We start from the raw sequence: 17300 nt of genomic DNA, 5'->3' as shown, positions 1-17300 counted from the left end.
CGCGGTAAAGCGTCAATAAGAGCGCGGCATGCCGAGGACGTGCTGGCCGATGTAGCTCAGGATCATGTTGGTGGAGACGGGCGCGACCAGGTAAAGGCGCGTCTCGCGAAACTTGCGTTCCACGTCGTACTCCTCCGCGAAACCGAATCCACCGAACGTCTGAACGCAGGCCTCCGCCGCTTCCCAGGCGGCTTCCGAAGCCAGTAGCTTGGCCATATTGGCCTCCTTGCCGGCGGATAGCCCCCGGTCGAATTTCTCCGCCGCGTCAGTGACCATCAGGGTGGCCGCTTCAATCGAGGCGTAGGCCCGGGCGATCGGGAACTGCACCCCCTGGTTGCGGCCGATCGGCCGGCCGAACACTTCCCGCTCGCCGGCGTAGGCGGCGGCCCTGTCGATGAACCAGCGTCCGTCGCCGATGCATTCCGACGCGATCAGCGTGCGCTCGGCGTTCATCCCGTCCAGGATGTAGCGAAAGCCCTGCCCCTCCTCGCCGATCAGGTTCTCCGCCGGGACGCGCACGTCATCCATGAAGACCTGTGTGGTGGCGTGATTCATCATCGTGCGGATCGGGGTGATGCTCAGGCCGGGCGCCTCGCGCATGTCCACCATCAATACGGACAGGCCTTCCGTTCGGCGCTGGACCTCCTCGCGCGGGGTGGTCCGCGCCAGCAGGATCATCAGGTCGGAGTGTTCCGCCCGCGACGTCCAGATTTTCTGACCGTTCACGACGTAATCGCCGTTCTCCAGCCGGGCGGTCGTGCGCAATGCCAGCGTGTCGGTGCCGCTGCCCGGTTCGGTTACCCCGAATGCCTGCAGGCGCAGATCGCCCGAGGCGATGTCCGGCAGCCAGCGCTGCTTCTGTTCGCTGCTGCCGTGACGGAGCACCGTGCCCATCGTGTACATCTGCGCGTGGCAGGCGCCGGCATTGCAGCCGGAGCGATGTATTTCCTCCAGAATCGCCGTGGCCGCCACCAGGCCCAGGCCGCTGCCGCCGTACTCCTCGGGGATCAGCGCGCCCAGAAAACCGCTCTCGGTCATGGCCTGCGTGAATTCCGTGGGATAGGCCCGCTCGCGATCCAGATCGCGCCAGTACTCCCCCGGAAAGTCGGCGCACACGGCTTGCACCGCCTCCCGGATTTCGGCCAGTTGTTCCTTGTCCATGAGCTTCAATACCGCTGGAGTTCAGAGAATTGCGCGGGCCGCCCCGCCGTCGGCCGTAATGGAACGCCCGGTAACGTGCGGAGCGGCATCGCTCGCCAGAAACGCAACCAGCCGGGCGATTTCTCCGGTCGTTCCCAACCTCTTCTGGGGAATCGCATCCAGGAAACTCCGTTCCTCCTCCGCGGGCGTCTTGCCGCTGCGGGCGGCGAACGATTCCATCATGCCCTCCCAGCGGCCCGTCCTCGTGGGACCGGGATTGACGGCGTTGATGACCACGCCGTGTTCGGCCACTTCCCGCGCCAGTCCGGTGGTGACCGCGAGCAAACCGGCGTTCGCCGCGGCGCCCGGCAGCATGCGGGGGTCCGGTTCGCGGCCCGAATTGCCCACCAGTGTCACGATTCGCCCATAGCGCCGCTCGATCATGCCGGGCAGGACCGCGCGAATCATCCGGATGGTGGCCATGAACTTGAGCGCCATGCTGTCCTCCCAGGCCGAATCCGGTATTTCCCAGAACAGTCCGCCTGCCGACGCCCCGGCGCAGTTCACCAGAATATCGATTCGTTGGAATATTTTTCTGGCCGCAGAAACGACTGTCTCCGCAGCGTCAGAGGACGTCAAATCCGCCGCCAACCACCCAATTTCGGCGCGTGTTTCCTGGCGCAGCTGGAGCGCCAGTTCCTCCAGGTTCGTTGTCGTGCGGGCGGTGAGGAACACCACGGCTCCTTCCTCAGCCATTTGCCGCGCGCAGGCCGTACCCAGGCCACCGGTGGCCCCCGTAATCAGCGCTACCTTATCGCTCAAGTGCAAGTCCATACCGCCCTTCTCCTGGCGCGCGCATTATCCCGCAGTTTGCGCTTCAGCGCGTCAAGCGAGAGCTAACGAGCCGATTCAGGCTAACCCCTTGCTCTGCTGCCTTGATTGCAAGTTCTCGATGCATATCAGGCGGAATTCGAACCAGGAATCTGCCGCTATACGCCCGATCTGCGAGCGGCTCCGGCGGTGACTCGCCTGCAGCCTGCATATCACTGAGCACTTCGTGCACCAATTTGCGAATCCCCGCCAGGGCTGCCTGGGGCGAATTGGCAAGCCAGCTAAGAGACGGAAACTCAACGCACAACGCTACGTGCTCCTGGTCTTCTGGAGACCAGGTCAGGCGATAGGTGTAATGGTCAGCCATGTTCTTTCTCCAGCCTCTCAATAGCCTTGATAACTTGCCGAACCTGATAAGCCTTGGCCATACCACGATGGTTTTGAATATTGACCCTGGGATCTCCCCGCCATGGAGTTGCGTAAATCCGATGACTCGTGCCACTTTGCCGGGGTCTGCCGAAGTAGGCATCACACACTTTGCACAGATCGCGGAACGAAACTCCTCGTGGGTTGCGGCGAAGCCTATCAAGATCCATGGGTGCCTCCTTGCACAGCCAAATGATACCATTACCGATACTACACTTCCAAATACCTCCGACTTGTCTTCGTCTGCTGCGGGTGCAAACGGGCGGGGGAGAGTTGGGACGTCCCTGGGGTTTGTCAGGGCCAGTCGCGGGAAACGCTGACGAAGGACCCCCGGGTCTGCGAGGCCATCAGCCAGAAATAGCCGGTCGCGCGCGGGTCCCCGTCCATCGGGTAGAACAGCACATTGACCGGAATCCCCGAGGGCAGATCGCGTCGAGCGCGGTCAAAGAACCGCTCACGCGCCCGCGTATCCACCCATCCGACCCGCGAGGGAGGACTGGCGCCCTGCGTCGGCAGTCCGTCGGTCAGCAGGTACACGTTGTCCGGCAGCGGCTCCATGGCGCGAATGGCGCGCATCGCCGCATGCAGGCTGGTTCCGCCGTTCGGCGCGAACTTGCGCAAGGCCTCGATCGCTTCGGAAACCCGCGCGCCGTCGGCCACGCTGAGCCACTCGCCGTCCGTGCCCTCAAGGATGCTCCTGTGCTCGACTCCGAAGATATAGACCTGAAATCTCTGTTGCGGCTCCAGCCGCGTCGTGATCCAGTCGACCGAGTTCACGACCTGGACCCACTTGGGCGCGCGGGGCTTGAGTTCTTCTTCCATCAGGCGAAAACGCAACACGTCGATGTAGGTGCGCCCCAGCATGCTGGCGGACGCATCCACCAGGATCAGTACGCGATCGCCACCCATCTGCATGCCTGTCAGGTATTGCCGCTCGCCCGTGCCCTCGAAGCCGCGCACGCGCTGCCCCGTTCCTTCGTCCGCCTCGGCGACACGCGCCTCCAGTTCCTCCTGCATTTCCCTGAGCCGATCCACGTCGGCCCGCAGCTTCTCGACCGACTCCTCGCTCTGGGTCCCCAGGCGTTCGTATTCCGCCAGCTCCGCCAGCAGTGCGGCAAGGCGCTCGCGCAGCTTTCTCAACTCCTCGATTGCCGTTGCGCGTCGCTCGTCGAGCGTGTCGCGCTCACCGCGCAACTGCAGCAGGTCCTTGCGCCCTTCCAGGACCTCCTCTTCAAGCTGCGTGGAATCGCTGAGCAGATCGATACGCTCGGCATCGGCCCGCAGGCGCACCTGCGCGTTGATGATCACGAAGAACAGCACGACCGCGCCGAAGCCGCAGGAAATGATGTCCAGAAACGACATGCTGAATACGTGAAAGCGCCTACGAGCCATCGCCGCCCACCTCGCGCGCGATCAGGAACTCCAGCGGTCCCACTCCCACCACGTCGCCCCCGCGCAACGGCGCCGAATCGGCCACCGGGGCGCCGTTCAGGTTGGTTCCGTATCGGCTGTGATCATGCAATACCGCCTGTCCGTTCTCCAGCACCACGGTGCAGTGGTTTCTCGAAATCCCGCCTTCCGGTGAGAGCACGATCGACAGGCCCCCGGGTTGCGGCGACGAACCGAGATGCAGGCCTTCGGCGCCGATGCGCCAGGCCCGGCCGCCGAACACGACGTGGGTGGGCGTCCGCTCTCCCGTTTCCCTGTTTCCGGCGACCGGCGCCGCGGCAGGGTCCGGCCGGGCATTGCGCGCCGTGCCCGGGCCGTCCGCCAAGTCAGCTGCCGGCAGGGACTTTAGCAGCACGTGTCGGTCCTTCGCGCCCGCCATCGGCGTGAACCGCTCCAGCGCTCCCAATGCCGCGGCGCCGGCCGGCAGGACCTGGACCTCCATGGCGAGCAGCCGCGCAAACACCTCGGCGCAGCCGGGGGCCTCCGCAAGGGTCCCCGACAGGTATACGTCCGCGGCCCCGGGACCCGTGCACCACGATCGCAGACGGTTTCCCGCGGCTCCCAGCAGCCGCTCGATCGAAGCAAGACAGTCATCTCGAGTGAGGACCGCGGTAGCGGTCACCGGAGCCGCATCAAGCTCGATTCCCAGTTCGCCGCCGGACAGGACCGCCTGGAGCCAGGCATCCAGTCGCCCCGCCAGTTCCTGTTCGGTTACGGGCAGGTCCAGCGGATCAAAGCGGGAACCCGCCACGAACCGGCCGGCAACGTAGCTAATCATGGCCGCTCGCAGATGCCGCAATCCCGGACGCCCGTCGAACAGGATCTCCTCGCGCCGGATTCGCCCGTCACCCGCCGCGAGCCGGGACACCGCCAGACGCTCGGCCGTTGCTTCGACGTGGAGGCAGGCGCGGCCCGACGCGGCGCCCCGCACCGCGGCAACTCCGCTTTCGACCAGCCCGGACACCGGCAGTCCGGCTTCCTCGGCGATCCCCAGCAGCAACGCCAGGCGGTCTTCCGCAACGCCGGCCGGAATGACCAGGACCACACCGCTAATGTCTCCCACGGACTCCCGAAAGCGCTTCCAAAGCCCCTGCATTTGACCGTGGGCCAGGTCGGCATAACTGCGAAACCCCCGCGCCGGCCTGGGTAGCGATTCGTCCGACAGCAATTCCCAGTAATTCCGGTAACTGTTTGCGGGATCGCGCCGCGCCTCTTCGACCGCTTCGCGCCCGAACGCCACGCGGCGCTTTTGCACCAGCGCCACGCCCGGCTCGTTGAACAGCACTCCGGCGGAGGTAGCGCCTACCAGTGCCGCTCCATTGATTTCCAGCGCGACCAGCGCCATTTGTTGACGCCCCCCGGCTCAGTCGCCCTGCAGGCGGCGGATCAGCCGTTCGTCGCAGTAATCCGAGGTCTCGAAGACCAGTCGCTCCTGCAACAATTGAAGCTGGTGGACCAGGAACATGATGATGATGCTGACCAGCAGGGCGAAGAAGGTGGAATTGAAGGCCACGCCGAGGCTCTCGGTCACGCCGCTGATGTCGCCCTCCACGGCCCTGTAGGCCAGCGTCAGCGCCTGGCCGATTCCGCGCACGGTGCCGATAAAGCCGATCGAGGGTATCGCCCAGGCGATATACCGGATCATCGACAGTTCCGACTCCAGCCGCTCGGCTTCGGCATTGACCAGCGTCTGGGTAGCGGACGAAACGTCCTGCACATTGCCGGTGGCGCCGAACCGCTGCAGCGCGCTAAGTAGCACCCGCGGCAACAGCAAGCGCTGCTGTGATTCGGGCAGCGCACGCAACTGGCGCGCGTGCTCGCGCGTGTCCTCCGGCAGGATGCGCACCCCTTCCGCCAGTGGCAGGAGGTCACGCTGCAGCAGTGAGCGCTCGCGCAGCGCCCCGCGGGCCTTGTAGCCCATGATCGCAAGCGCCCAGAGCGCCAGGATCAGGCAGGCCTCCTGCTCGAAATCGCGCACGATCACGTACAGGGAGCGTTCGGGTACGTAGTCGGCGTCCTGCTCCAGCATGATCCGCTGCTCTTCGATGACCGCGTTCGCCTGGGGGCGGATCCAGGCGACGTACATCGCGTGCACGATGATCACCGAAAGCAACAGCGAAAAAATCTGAAAAACGAATTCGACCGGTAACTGTCTTCTCATCGATTGCTCACTAGTCGACCAGGGGTGTCCGCAAGTATCGCGGCGGGCGGGGCGTCATGACACGCCGAAGAAATGCGCTGCCTTCGTCCCAGTCCGTCGTGTGCGGCGACTCGGGAAACTCCAGCTCGGCCACGGCGCAGGTGGGAAACTTTCCGTGGAGCACAGCGAAAGCCTCCTCTTCGCCCCTGCCGGCCAGGTACAGCGCCAATTCCTGCAAAGCCGGGTTGTGACCGACCACCATGACGTCGCCGGCATCCTCCGGCAGTTCGCGCAGGCACTGCAGCACGTTGCCCGGGCTGAAGGTGTAGAGCCTCCGCATCACCTCGATGCTGAGGTCGGCGGGAAGGCTGGGCAGGACGCCGCACATCGTCTCCACGGCCCGGCGACCGGCGGAACAGAGGATTCTCTCGGGAGCGCATCCCACGGCCGCCAGCTTCTCTCCCATCGCGGGCGCGTTCTTCCGGCCTCTGGGGGCCAGCGCCCGCTCGAAATCGTCGGCGGAATACGGCCCGGCCTTGGCATGCCGAAGCAGCCAAAGGCGCTTCATGCCGGAACACGGGCGGCACGCCCTCCTTTCCAGGAATTGCTCATGACTCCTGTATGCTACTCCGATCATGGGGCACATTCCACGCCATCCGGGAACACCCGAATGACGCCTGCGTCCGGCAAGCCGCGGGCGCTGAGCGAGGCGGAGCGCGTCGCCGGCCGCCTGATCAATCGCGAGCTGTCGTGGCTGGAATTCAATACCCGGGTACTGGAGGAAGCCGGCAACGAGAACCACCCGCTGCTGGAGCGCGTGCGGTTCCTGTCCATCTCGGCCAGCAACCTCGACGAGTTCTACATGGTGCGGGCGGCCGGCCTCATGGCGCAGGTGGCGGCGGGCGTCACCAAGAGCAGCGATGACGGGCTGACCCCCGGCGAACAGCTCGAAGCGATACGCGAACAGGTAAAGAGGCTGCTCAAGGCCCAATCCACGCGCAGCGCGCAGTTGCTGGCCGAATGCCGCGAAGCCGGCGTGGCGGTGGTAAAACCCGAGGAATTGGGCAATCGGGCCCAGGAGTGGCTGTCGCGATGGTTCGAGAACCAGTTGTTTCCGGTACTGACCCCCCAGGCGGTCGACACGGCGCACCCCTTCCCCTTCATACAGACCGGTTGCCTTGTGTACGTGCTGCGGCTGATGCGGCCCGCGGACAAGCACGAGATCAACGGCCTGGTCCTGGTCCCGCCCCAGATCGAGCGGTTCGTGCGGGTGCCCGGCAAGGCCCTGCGCTTCGTCGCCGTCGAGGAAATCATCGCCCGCAACTTCAGGCTGCTGTTCCCCGGCATGAAGATCCTGGGCCACGGCATCTTCCGTATCAGCCGCGACAGTGACCTTGAGATCGACGAGGAAGCCGAGGACCTGGTGCGGACCTTCGAGACCGCCCTGCTGCGGCGCCGCAGAGGCAACGTCATCCGGGTGGAGGTGGCGGCCGGCATGCCGAAGAACTTCCGCCGGTTCGTGCTCAAAGCGTTCAACGCCTCGCATGCGCATGTTTTCAACATCGACGGCATGCTGGGGCTGTCGGACATCAAGCAGATCATCACGGACCAGCGCCGCGACCTGCAGCACGAGCCGCTCAATGTGCGCTTCCCCGAACGGGTCCGCGAATATGGCGGCGACATCCTCGCCGCCATACGCGCCAAGGACTTCGTGGTGCAGCATCCGTACGAGAGTTTCGACGTGGTCGTGCAGTTCCTGCGCCGCGCCACCGATGACCCGGCGGTGGTGGCGATCAAGCAGACCCTGTACCGCACGTCCGAGGACTCGCCGATCGTCGAGGCGCTGATCGCCGCTGCCGAGGCCGGCAAGCTGGTCACCGCCATGGTCGAGCTTCGGGCGCGTTTCGACGAAGCGGCAAACATCCGCTGGGCGCAGGAGATGGAGCGCGCCGGCGTGCAGGTGGTCTACGGCTTCATGGAACTCAAGACCCACGCCAAGGTATCGCTGGTGGTGCGAAGGGAAGCGGGAGAATTGCGAACCTACACCCATTTCGGCACCGGCAACTACCATCCGATCAACGCGCGCGTTTATTCGGACCTGAGCTTCTTCACCTGCGACGCGGCCCTGGGGCGCGATACCGCGCGCCTGTTCAACTACATGACAGGTTACGCGACGCCCGAGGACATGGAAAAGCTGGTGTACGCGCCCGCGCAAATGAAAAGCAGTCTGGTCGAACTGATCGAGGATGAAGTCGCCCATGCCCGCGCCGGGCGCCCGGCGGAGATCTGGGCCAAACTCAATTCGCTCGTTGACCCGGATATCATCGACTGCCTCTATCGGGCGAGCCAGGCCGGCGTGCGGATCGAACTCTACGTCCGGGGCATTTGCTGCCTGCGCCCGGGCGTGCCCGGCATGTCGGAGAATATCCAGGTGCGCAGCATGGTCGGCAGGTTCCTGGAACACTCCCGTGTCATGTGTTTCGGCGCCGGCCACCAGCTTCCCTCCACCGACAGCAAGGTTTTCGTATCGTCGGCCGACTGGATGCCCCGCAACCTGCACCATCGCGTGGAGACGCTGGTGCCGATCGAGAACGAGACGGTCAAGCGGCAACTCGTGGAGCAGGTCCTGATGGCGAATCGCTTCGACGTGATGCAGAGCTGGCAACTCGGACCGGACGGCGCTTACCGCCGCCTGGATCATCAATCCGGCGATTTCAGCGCCCATACCTGGTTCATGACCAACCCCAGCCTTTCCGGCCGGGGCAGCGCCCTGCGGGAGTCGCAGCCGGCCATGCCCGGCGAACTGTTTCCAGAGACCGGGGATTCTGCTGCCGCGGAAGACAAACCCCGCCCGACACTGGTCAAAGCCGCCGTCTAGCAGCCAGTGCCGGGCGTATTGCGAACCAGCCCCGCGACCCCAAGCGAGGCGCCGGTAGCTGTGATCGACATCGGCTCGAACTCGGTGCGACTGGTCGTCTACGAGAACGGCGGACGGGCGCCCTTGCCGATATTCAACGAAAAGGTCCTGTGCGGGCTGGGCCGTGGACTCGACCGCACCGGCAGAATGTCTGAAGACGGAATCGGGATGGCCCTGGAAAGCCTGCGCCGGTTCGCCCGCCTGTGCCCGCAAATGGGGGTCCTTGAAGTACAGGCGGTGGCGACCGCGGCCGTCCGGGAGGCAAGCAATGGGCCGCAGTTCCTGGAGACTGTGCGCAACGAATGCGGCCTGGACGTCCGCTTGCTGACGGGGGAGCGGGAAGCTGAAGTTTCAGCCGGCGGAGTCCTCAGCGCAATCCCCCTGGCTAGCGGCGTTGTGGCCGATCTCGGCGGCGCCAGTCTGGAACTGACGCTTCTGGATGACGGGAGCGTGGCCGAGCGTATTTCGCTGCCGCTGGGCACGGTGCGCGGAAACGGCGGGGAGTCCATTGGGGAAAGCCGGGAGGCGATTCAGGGCCAGCTTGAAGGACTGGACTGGTTGCCGCAGGCGCACGGGCAGTCTCTTTACCTGGTAGGCGGCTCCTGGCGGGCATTGGCCCGTATTCACATGGACGAATCCGGTTACCCGCTGCACGTCATCCATCATTACGCGCTGGAGGCCCGCGACGCTTCGGAATTCTGCGCAATGCTGGCCGGCTGGCCCCGCCCGCGCCTCGAGTCGGCCAAGGGATTGCGGGCCGACCGGCTGGAATCGCTGCCCTTTGCGGCGGTCGCCCTGGAATGCCTGGTTAAGCGCAGCGGCGCCGGGCAGATCGTGTTCTCCGCCAACGGCCTGCGCGAAGGCTGCCTGTACGAAGCCCTGACGCCGCTCGAACAGCAGATAGACCCCCTGCTTTCTTTATGCGAGAGCGCCGCCCGGCGCATGGGCCGCGGCGGTTCCGGCGGCGACTTGCTGGCCGGCTGGATCGCGCCGGCGCTGGAAGGACTCGCGCCGGACAAGCTCAGGCAGGCCGCCTGCCACCTGTCCGACATCGGCTGGTCCGAACATCCCGACTACCGTGCCGAGCAGGTGTTCCTGCGCATATTGCGCATGCCGCTGACCGGCGCCGATCACGGCGAGCGAATCATGCTCGGCCTGGCCGTGGCATCGCGCCATGCGGCTTTGCGCGGGACCCTGAAACGCCTGGGTCTGAGCGGTTTGATCAGCAAGGGCGAGAGAAGACAGGCAACCGCAATTGGCCTGGCGATGCGCCTTGCCTACACGATATCCGGCGGAGCCGTCAGCGTTCTCGAGCAGTTCCGCCTGGAACGCACGAAGAAGAGACTTGTGCTCACCGGACCGGAAGACGCGCATATCCTGGTCGGAAACACGGTGCAGCGCAGGCTGCGCGCTCTCGCCGCCCATCTCAGCCTGGACCACGCACTGCGCCTGAACCCCTGAGAACGATGCTGCGGTTTCCCCGCGTGCACCGCGTGCACTTGCACGTCGCGTGTTACGATGCGACGCATGGAATGGCCTGTATTTCAAGGAGTAGATGTTCATGGCCAGCGACGCAAGCGATTGTTCCGGCGCTCCGCCCCGTAAGGAAAGCTGCGCGAACGCCCCGGAAAAGGAAAAGCGCGCCACCTACCAGGATGTGCTGGACGCGCCTCCCAACATGGTGGCGGAGGTGCTCGGCGGCGCGCTCTACACCCATCCCCGCCCTGCGGTGCCGCACGCGCGCGCTTCATCAAGGCTGGGCGTCAGGCTGGGCGCCCCCTTCGATTCGGAACGGGGCGGCCGCAGCGGTCCCGGCGGATGGTGGCTCATTGACGAGCCGGAACTGCACCTGGGCGAGGACATCGTGGTGCCCGACCTGGCCGGGTGGCGGCGGGAGAGCATGCCGGAGCTTCCTGATGCGGCCTACTTCTCGCAGGCGCCGGATTGGGCCTGCGAGGTGCTCTCGCCGTCAACGCGGGCGCTGGACGAAGGCCCCAAGCAAGCCATCTACACCCGCGAGGGCGTGGCGCATTTGTGGTTCGTCGATCCCGGCGCCCGTTCGCTGGCCGCTTTCGCCTTGCGCGGCGGGCGCTACACCCTGAACGGCAAGCGCAGCGGCGATGATCCCGTGTCGCTCCCGCCCTTCGACACCATCGAATTCAGTCTGGCCGACTTGTGGCCCCCCGCGAAGAAGCCGTGACTCCTGATCAAGCGACTCTGAGGAAATGTTTCCGCGGAAACACTTGCAGTGGCCGCCGCATTCCAGCAGCGCGGACCGCGACCGGGATGTTTCCGCGGAAACAACCGCGGTGGCGTACCACGGCACCACCCCGCGAGCACAAACCGGGCGGGGTGCCGGACCGCGATTTCGGTTCGTTTCCCGCTTAAGCGGAGAACTGGAGCTTCACTCCACAGGCATCCGCCACCTTTGCGAGGGTGTCGAGGCGCGGGTGCCTGCGGCCTGACAATGCTCGCGAGAGTGCGACCCGATCCACGTTCGCGCGCCGCGAAAGCTCCGACACACCGCCCTGGGCTTCGGCGATATTACGGAATGCTTTCATTAGCAGTCTCGGGTCGTCCATCTCCTCGATGGTGGCGTTCAGGTAGGCGGCGATATCTTCCGGCGTTTGCAGGAATTCGCTAGCCTTATGGACCTTGATCGGCATTTCGTTTCTCCCGCTTGTAGGCATCCCAGTTTTCAGTCGCCCTGTCGATATCGCGCTGTTGCCGTTTCTTCGCTCCACCGGCCAGCATGATCACAAGTTCGTCGCCATCCCTGCCGTAATACGCACGGTATCCCGAACCGTGGTGTATACGAAGCTCAAATACGCCAGAGCCAACCGCTCGATGGTCGCCAAAGTTGCCCAACTCCACACGGTCCAGGCGAGTCTGTTACCTCGCGCGCACTTCCGGATTCTGCCTCTTGAGCCATGAACCGAGTCTATCCGAACCATCGGTACCAATGTATCTGGCGACCTTGATCTGTACTGTAGCCATTTGACTACAGCGAATCAAGCGCTGATCCGGAAGAGGCGTTTGGGGTGTGAGGCCTTTCGGTCGCGTTTATGGGCAGGTTCACCAGAGCGGCGATTGGCCAGGTCATAGCAGAGCGAGGCAGAGCAATTCGCTACCGACAGGGCTGCCAGCATAGCGCACGCAAGAGTTGGGCGTGTGCGAAAAATGGTGCGTGTTTCGATAGAAATTGGCGATCAGGTGCGGCATTGCTTTCAGGCAGCTACGCGCCAGAAGACTCGGTTACACGTTGCAGTGAACTGGTACGACCGGCGCGTAAGGTTTCCGTAAGCTAAAACGTGTTAGATTTGCTCCCCTGAATTGGGGGCTGGGAGTAGACGCGTTGGGGGAAACGCCGAATTGAGCAGCCTCACTTTATATACAGATTGAGGGGGCTACTTCAATGCAAACTACTATCAAGAGCGCGTGGGCGGCCGGTTTACTGCTGGCTTTCGCAACACCGATGCTGGGTTTGGCGCAGGACGCGGACGAGCAAGAGGGGGAGCAAGCCCCTGTAACCGCAGAGGTACCGCTCGAACTCGAGCCGACTGCCGTCACCGGCACGCGCCTGACTGGTGGAGACCCAACGGCGCGCGTACTGACGATTACAGCGGAGGATATTGCAAAGCGCGGCATCAGTTCCGTGGAAGACGTGATACGCACCATTCCGCAAGTTTTCTCGTCGATCAACGGCACCACCAACATGAACTTCGGCAGCGAGGCCATCGACAGAAACCTCGGTGCGCTCTCGATAGGCGTTTCCACCGCCAACCTGAAGGGATTCGGCTCGGCCAATACCCTGGTGCTGCTGAACGGCAAGCGCATTGCCGGCGCGGCGGGGCAGGAAGACTTCTTCGTCAATCTGCGGAATATGCCTGCTGGAGCCATCGATCGCGTTGAAGTCAATCTGGACGGCGGATCATCCGTTTACGGCTCGGACGGGGTGGCGGGCGTCATCAATATCATTACGCGCAAGGACTTCCAGGGCGGCAAGGTCACGCTGCGCCACGAATCGAGCAGCAACGCCGCCGACCAGTCGCAGCTCAGCGCTTACTACGGGCACAGCTGGGACACCGGAAACGTGTCCCTCAACGTGAGCCGCACCGACAGTGAGCCCTATTCTGCCCGCAAGGCGGGGTACTACACGAAGGACTGGAGCTCCATGTTCGGCGGCGATCAGGCGTACAACTTCAATGTAAACCCCTTTAGCGGGCAGCCACTCAACACCCGCTCAGCCCGCGTTGGCGTTTCCCGCTGGGCCCCTGCGAACCTGACCCTGCCCGAAGGCAATGACGGCCGGAACGCGCAGCCGGGAGATTTTCGTAGGGTTACGTTGGCGGACGGCATCGAAGTCCTGGATGTTGACGCAGGCGGATCGACCAAGGACGATTCCGTCCTGCTCAGCTTCGAGCAGTACTTTGCCGACATGCTGCGGGTGCGTGGCGAGTACTATCGGACGGAAGCTCAGACCAATACGCGCCTGACGCGCTTCGGCACCGGCTCAATTGCGGTCCCGGCCTCCAACGCCTTCAATAATTTCGGGACTACGGTGTATGTGACGTACGATCCGCAAACCGAAGTTGATCTAGGCCTTTTGCCTACCCCGGAGCGGTCTTCGACCAATGTGAGCGATCGCATCTCGGGTGGCATAGACCTCGACTTCCTCGACAACTTCAGGCTCACGATCGACTGGCTGCGATCAGGTTCAGACAAGGACAGCTACCAATACATGCTCACCAACCGGGCTCGCGGGCCTCTTTCCAATGAGATGCAATTCAATGGACGGGCGGCGGAATTGATCGCCAGCCCGGACCCCAGCGAGGCAGTCAACTTTTTCGGGGATGGAACCGGACAGAATGCTACTATCGCGGAACTGTACGGACCTCTCAGCACTTCGAGCGAAGGCACCGAAACAACGGAGATTGACGCCTTCCTGAACGGCAAGGTGCTCGAGCTGCCTGCCGGTGAAGTGCGCTTCGTGCTGGGCGGGCAACAACGCAAGGAAGAACTTGCGTCCTTGGACGATTTCCAGGAGGGCTACATCGGCCTTGAGCGGCCTTACCGCGATTTGGATGCCTATTTCGCCGAGCTAAACATTCCCGTTTTGGGCGCCGGGAACAACATGCCCGGTATTCAGGCGCTTACCTTCAGGGTCGCCGTGCGGAGAGACGACTATACGGTGGAAGGCTCCCTTGAAAGCGATGCCGACGGCAACCCGGTGCTTTCCAAGTCCAATTTCGCCAACACCTCCCTGGGCCTCGGCGCACGACTGACGATTACCGATACCTTCGCGATCCGCCTGAGGTCAGAAGAAGCTTTTCGTGCGCCCACCGTCTATGATCTGTTCGGCGGCACGCAAAGCGAGTTCTGCTCCGCCTTCGGCGCATATGATCCGCTTATTAACGGTTTCGTGCCCGGAGCTTGCCAGGCCTTCGGCCCCAATCCCGATGTGAAGCCGGAGCAGTCGGACAACCTGAGCATCGGTTTCGGTTGGCAGCCAGGCTGGGCGCAAGGCCTTACCATCAACGTGGACTATTCTCTGATCGATTTCCAGAATCGCATCGCCAGCAGTAGTGAGTTGCGTAATCTTCTTCCGGCTGAAATTTACGGCAATCTTCCGCAGTTCTTTGAACGTGACCCGGCCACAGGGGCGTTGATCCGATCGATCAGCAGAGTCGTGAACATCAGCAGCCGCGAGCACACATCCCTGGACTTTCAGTTGAAATGGAACATCGAAACGCAAGACTGGGGTACCTTCACTCCCATTCTCTACTACCACTACGTCATTGACATGTTCGATCAGGTAACGGCGGACGCGCCGAAAGCCCGTTTCCTGGGCGAGTTCGTGGGCATAGACAAGCGCAAAATCCAGGCGCAACTGGATTGGTTCAAGGGTCGGCTATCGGCGAGCATGTTCTTCAATTACACGCCGGGCTACCTGAACAATCACTATTCGTCCAACGCATTTGGCGAGCCCCGCGTGCCGGACATGCAGGTGGACAGCCGCTACACGGTGGACCTGTCCGGCACCTATCAGTGGGACAACGGCCTCCTTGTGCGGCTGGGCGGCAGGAATATATTCGACTCGGATTTTCCGTTTGCGCTCAACGGCCAGGGCCGGCCTTTCGATGCGTCCAGGGTTGATGTGCGCGGGCAGGTCTGGTTTGCTGAAGTGACCTACGACTTCTGACGTACCACACCAGGCGGCCGAAAGAAAAGAGGCGTTCCGCAGAAGTCGCGGAGCGCCTCTTTTTTTGGCTGGCGGAAAGTCCGTCCTCCGTATCGCAATGAAGGACGGACTGATCCCGAGGTTCAGATGTCGGTGGGCATCGCGATGGGGTTGTCGGCGGAGAGCGGTTCGGAGGGCGTGAACTCTTCCAGGATCTCTTCGCTCTGAAGGGCTTCCTCGATTCGCGCCAGGTCCTCTTCGATGGAGGCGACCTCTTCGGACAGCACGGGGGGAGCGGGGACGTCGCCTTCGGCCTGGGCTTCGGTTTCGATGGCGGCCACATTTGAGGGCGGGACGCCCTCGATCCCGGGGGTGACATCCTCGTTATCGGCGGGTTGGTTTTCGGCGCTCGCCGTGTCCTGTTGGGCGAAGCCCAGCCAACCGCCCACCTGTTCGGCGGCCCAGGTCAGGCCCACGGCCAGGCCGATGACGGCGGCGACTGCGATGACCTTCTTCATTCCGGTTCCTGCAATTCGGCGTAGCGCGCCAGGCGAAATCCTACATCGAGCCGCTCTTCGGCGCCAAAATCGCGGAAGGCCCAGCGCAGTTCGCGCAACGTGCCGTGCAGCCAACCCGAGCCGCGGATCACGTGAAAGCGTCCTTCCTGCGGACCGCGCGGGTCCACCTCGAAGTTGGGATAGAGCGTATCGGTGCCGTAGTAATCGCCTGTCCATTCGGCCGCGTTGCCGCCGAGATCATGGAAGCCCAGCGAATTGGCCGGAAACGAACCGACTGGGGCCGTGAAGGGAAAGAAGTCGTTGTAGGCGCTCAGCACGTTGGTAACGAGGCTGCCGGCCGACTGGTCCGCATAGTTGCCCGAGCGCTCCGGAGGAGGCATACGTTCGCCCCAGGGGTACCGCGAGTTCCCGGCACCGCCCCGGTAGCGGGCCGCCCAGACCCACTCCGCCTCGGTCGGCAGGCGGTAGCCGGTCCCCGGCTCGTCCACCGGAATCAGCCGGCCGGCCCGGCTCTGATACTGAAGCGGCAGGTTCTCCTGCGAGCTAAGCCAGTTGCAGAAGGCCGCGGCGGCCTGCCATTCAACGTTCACCGCGGGACCGCCGTCGGCCGCCAGCGACCGGAAGCGCTCCGCTCCGGAGGTGTGATTGGGAATGAAAGCGCGAAATTCCCGATTGGTGACTTCGTTTACGCCCAGGTAATAGCGTTTCGTGAGCCTGATCATGCGGCGCACCTCGTTGCTGCGCCATCCCTGCGAACCGCGCTGCGACCCCATCTCGAACTCGCCGGGGTACAGCATGATCATGGTCGCGCCCTGCGACGTTTCGATTTCGGTGGGCTGGGAGGCCAGCATCTGCTGCTGCGGCGTCAGGAGCTCGACTTGCACCTCCTGGGGATAGGCAGGCTGGGGCACCACCTCGCGCGACTGCGCCACGTAGCCTTCCAGGCTGAATTCAAGCTGCTGTTCGGCTGAAGGCAATTGCAGCTCCAGCGGGGTCCGTCCCGCGAACTGCCCGTTGACGCTGACCTGCGCTCCGGCCGGGCGGCTCAATACGCGAATCGTTCCCAGACGCGGCTCAAGTCGAATGTTCAGGGACTGCTCAGCGCCCCGCCCCAGCGTCACCGTGCGTTCCTGCGACTCGTAGCCCGCCCGCGACACCACGACCCGGTGCGCCCGGTCCGGGCTCACTTCCACGGTCGCGGGCGATCCTCCGCGAAAGTTCCCATCGACGGTAATGCTGGCGCCGGGCGGGTCGGTCTGCACCCGAAGCACGCCGGCGGCAGGCTGCAGGCGGATGGTCGGCAGGGCCTGCGGCGAACCCGCAACCACGGTCAGCCGTTCGCGATGCGTGGCGAATCCGGGCCGGGAGAACGACAGTACGCGCTCGCCGGACAGCAATTCCACCGTTGCCGGGGTTGTCCCCAGGACCTGCCCTTCCGAGCGCAATTCGGCTCCTGGCGGATCGCTGCTGGCCGTAATCTCCGCCCAGTCGGGCTCCAGGTCCGCCGTGAACGGTTCCAGGTCGCCGCCGCCCTCCACGACCAGCGGCACGTTCAGGTCCTTGTAGCGGGGGGCGCTTACGGTGAGAGCGTAAGTGCCCGGGTCCAGTGAAATCTCCTCGCCGGGCGAAAACACCCAGTCCATTCCCTCGATACGGATCTCCGCGCCGGCAGCGGCATCGACGACTACCCGTCCGGGC

16 protein-coding genes are annotated in these 17300 nt (G+C 63.9%); 4 read left to right on the top strand and 12 right to left on the bottom strand.

The genetic code is table 11. The annotated features are described in order from the left end of the window. Nucleotides 1–12: 12 nt before the first annotated feature. The 8 genes from F4Y72_00140 to F4Y72_00105 all read right to left on the bottom strand — a co-directional run bounded on the left by F4Y72_00140 (nucleotide 13) and on the right by F4Y72_00105 (nucleotide 6554). A complete protein-coding gene (locus F4Y72_00140; protein MXZ26697.1) occupies nucleotides 13–1161 on the bottom strand; it encodes an acyl-CoA dehydrogenase in 1149 nt (382 codons plus the stop codon). A gap of 21 nt (nucleotides 1162–1182) precedes the next feature. Then, nucleotides 1183–1974, bottom strand: a complete 792-nt coding sequence (locus F4Y72_00135; protein ID MXZ26696.1) for an SDR family oxidoreductase — start codon at nucleotides 1972–1974, stop codon at nucleotides 1183–1185. A gap of 43 nt (nucleotides 1975–2017) precedes the next feature. Further along, a complete protein-coding gene (locus tag F4Y72_00130; GenBank protein ID MXZ26695.1) occupies nucleotides 2018–2338 on the bottom strand; it encodes a type II toxin-antitoxin system HicB family antitoxin in 321 nt (106 codons plus the stop codon). Next, the gene (locus F4Y72_00125) at nucleotides 2331–2567 is read right to left on the bottom strand and encodes a toxin HicA (GenBank protein MXZ26694.1); all 237 of its coding nucleotides are present in this window, start codon (nucleotides 2565–2567) and stop codon (nucleotides 2331–2333) included. The genes F4Y72_00130 and F4Y72_00125 overlap by 8 nt, the downstream gene beginning before the upstream one ends. A 124-nt stretch (nucleotides 2568–2691) precedes the next feature. Continuing rightward, nucleotides 2692–3789 (bottom strand): VWA domain-containing protein, encoded by a 1098-nt coding sequence (locus F4Y72_00120; GenBank protein MXZ26693.1) that lies wholly within the window; start codon nucleotides 3787–3789, stop codon nucleotides 2692–2694. Continuing rightward, nucleotides 3779–5191 (bottom strand): FHA domain-containing protein, encoded by a 1413-nt coding sequence (locus F4Y72_00115; GenBank protein MXZ26692.1) that lies wholly within the window; start codon nucleotides 5189–5191, stop codon nucleotides 3779–3781. The genes F4Y72_00120 and F4Y72_00115 overlap by 11 nt, the downstream gene beginning before the upstream one ends. Before the next feature lie 18 nt (nucleotides 5192–5209). Then, the gene (locus tag F4Y72_00110; protein MXZ26691.1) at nucleotides 5210–6007 is read right to left on the bottom strand and encodes a MotA/TolQ/ExbB proton channel family protein; all 798 of its coding nucleotides are present in this window, start codon (nucleotides 6005–6007) and stop codon (nucleotides 5210–5212) included. Nucleotides 6008–6017: 10 nt separating this feature from the next. After that, entirely contained in the window at nucleotides 6018–6554 is a 537-nt protein-coding gene (locus tag F4Y72_00105) for a histidine phosphatase family protein (protein MXZ26690.1), read from the bottom strand. 102 nt (nucleotides 6555–6656) lie between these two features. Between F4Y72_00105 and F4Y72_00100 the strand changes: the two genes are divergently transcribed. From F4Y72_00100 to F4Y72_00090, 3 genes are all read left to right on the top strand, one after another. Beyond that, nucleotides 6657–8864, top strand: a complete 2208-nt coding sequence (locus F4Y72_00100) for an RNA degradosome polyphosphate kinase (GenBank protein MXZ26689.1) — start codon at nucleotides 6657–6659, stop codon at nucleotides 8862–8864. Nucleotides 8865–8870: 6 nt separating this feature from the next. Next, nucleotides 8871–10364, top strand: coding sequence for a Ppx/GppA family phosphatase (locus tag F4Y72_00095; protein MXZ26688.1), 1494 nt, complete (start codon nucleotides 8871–8873; stop codon nucleotides 10362–10364). 100 nt (nucleotides 10365–10464) lie between these two features. Beyond that, nucleotides 10465–11103 carry a Uma2 family endonuclease gene (locus F4Y72_00090; protein MXZ26687.1) on the top strand — a complete coding sequence of 213 codons (639 nt, stop codon included), beginning with the start codon at nucleotides 10465–10467 and terminating at the stop codon, nucleotides 11101–11103. Nucleotides 11104–11287: 184 nt separating this feature from the next. On the opposite strand, the gene F4Y72_00085 is transcribed toward F4Y72_00090, so the two are convergent. Together F4Y72_00085 and F4Y72_00080 are read right to left on the bottom strand one after the other, a co-directional pair. Further along, nucleotides 11288–11569, bottom strand: a complete 282-nt coding sequence (locus F4Y72_00085; protein MXZ26686.1) for a putative addiction module antidote protein — start codon at nucleotides 11567–11569, stop codon at nucleotides 11288–11290. Next, nucleotides 11550–11786 (bottom strand): hypothetical protein, encoded by a 237-nt coding sequence (locus tag F4Y72_00080; protein MXZ26685.1) that lies wholly within the window; start codon nucleotides 11784–11786, stop codon nucleotides 11550–11552. The genes F4Y72_00085 and F4Y72_00080 overlap by 20 nt, the downstream gene beginning before the upstream one ends. A gap of 532 nt (nucleotides 11787–12318) precedes the next feature. On the opposite strand from F4Y72_00080, the gene F4Y72_00075 reads away from it, so the two are divergent. After that, complete coding sequence (locus tag F4Y72_00075) at nucleotides 12319–15105, top strand: TonB-dependent receptor plug domain-containing protein (GenBank protein ID MXZ26684.1); 2787 nt, start codon at nucleotides 12319–12321, stop codon at nucleotides 15103–15105. A gap of 122 nt (nucleotides 15106–15227) precedes the next feature. Here F4Y72_00075 and F4Y72_00070 read toward each other — a convergent pair whose 3' ends face one another. Together F4Y72_00070 and F4Y72_00065 are read right to left on the bottom strand one after the other, a co-directional pair. Beyond that, a complete protein-coding gene (locus tag F4Y72_00070; GenBank protein MXZ26683.1) occupies nucleotides 15228–15602 on the bottom strand; it encodes a hypothetical protein in 375 nt (124 codons plus the stop codon). Further along, nucleotides 15599–17300 (bottom strand): SUMF1/EgtB/PvdO family nonheme iron enzyme (locus tag F4Y72_00065; GenBank protein ID MXZ26682.1); only part of this gene is annotated, 1702 nt, incomplete at its 5' end. The genes F4Y72_00070 and F4Y72_00065, both read right to left, overlap by 4 nt.

The organism is Gammaproteobacteria bacterium, assembly GCA_009838035.1.
Classification (GTDB): domain Bacteria; phylum Pseudomonadota; class Gammaproteobacteria; order Steroidobacterales; family Foliamicaceae; genus Foliamicus.
The sequence above is the reverse complement of the archived record's forward strand: the minus strand, read 5'-3'. Positions and strand labels throughout refer to the sequence as shown.

Bases quoted from the DNA above. Each gene is read 5' to 3' on its own strand.
- F4Y72_00125 (MXZ26694.1), bottom strand. From the start codon at position 2,567: ATGGATCTTGATAGGCTTCGCCGCAACCCACGAGGAGTTTCGTTCCGC.
- F4Y72_00105 (MXZ26690.1), bottom strand. From the start codon at position 6,554: ATGAAGCGCCTTTGGCTGCTTCGGCATGCCAAGGCCGGGCCGTATTCC.
- F4Y72_00100 (MXZ26689.1), top strand. From the start codon at position 6,657: ATGACGCCTGCGTCCGGCAAGCCGCGGGCGCTGAGCGAGGCGGAGCGC.
- F4Y72_00140 (MXZ26697.1), bottom strand. From the start codon at position 1,161: ATGGACAAGGAACAACTGGCCGAAATCCGGGAGGCGGTGCAAGCCGTG.
- F4Y72_00090 (MXZ26687.1), top strand. From the start codon at position 10,465: ATGGCCAGCGACGCAAGCGATTGTTCCGGCGCTCCGCCCCGTAAGGAA.
- F4Y72_00120 (MXZ26693.1), bottom strand. From the start codon at position 3,789: ATGGCTCGTAGGCGCTTTCACGTATTCAGCATGTCGTTTCTGGACATC.
- F4Y72_00070 (MXZ26683.1), bottom strand. From the start codon at position 15,602: ATGAAGAAGGTCATCGCAGTCGCCGCCGTCATCGGCCTGGCCGTGGGC.
- F4Y72_00130 (MXZ26695.1), bottom strand. From the start codon at position 2,338: ATGGCTGACCATTACACCTATCGCCTGACCTGGTCTCCAGAAGACCAG.
- F4Y72_00110 (MXZ26691.1), bottom strand. From the start codon at position 6,007: ATGAGAAGACAGTTACCGGTCGAATTCGTTTTTCAGATTTTTTCGCTG.
- F4Y72_00135 (MXZ26696.1), bottom strand. From the start codon at position 1,974: ATGGACTTGCACTTGAGCGATAAGGTAGCGCTGATTACGGGGGCCACC.
- F4Y72_00085 (MXZ26686.1), bottom strand. From the start codon at position 11,569: ATGCCGATCAAGGTCCATAAGGCTAGCGAATTCCTGCAAACGCCGGAA.
- F4Y72_00115 (MXZ26692.1), bottom strand. From the start codon at position 5,191: ATGGCGCTGGTCGCGCTGGAAATCAATGGAGCGGCACTGGTAGGCGCT.
- F4Y72_00075 (MXZ26684.1), top strand. From the start codon at position 12,319: ATGCAAACTACTATCAAGAGCGCGTGGGCGGCCGGTTTACTGCTGGCT.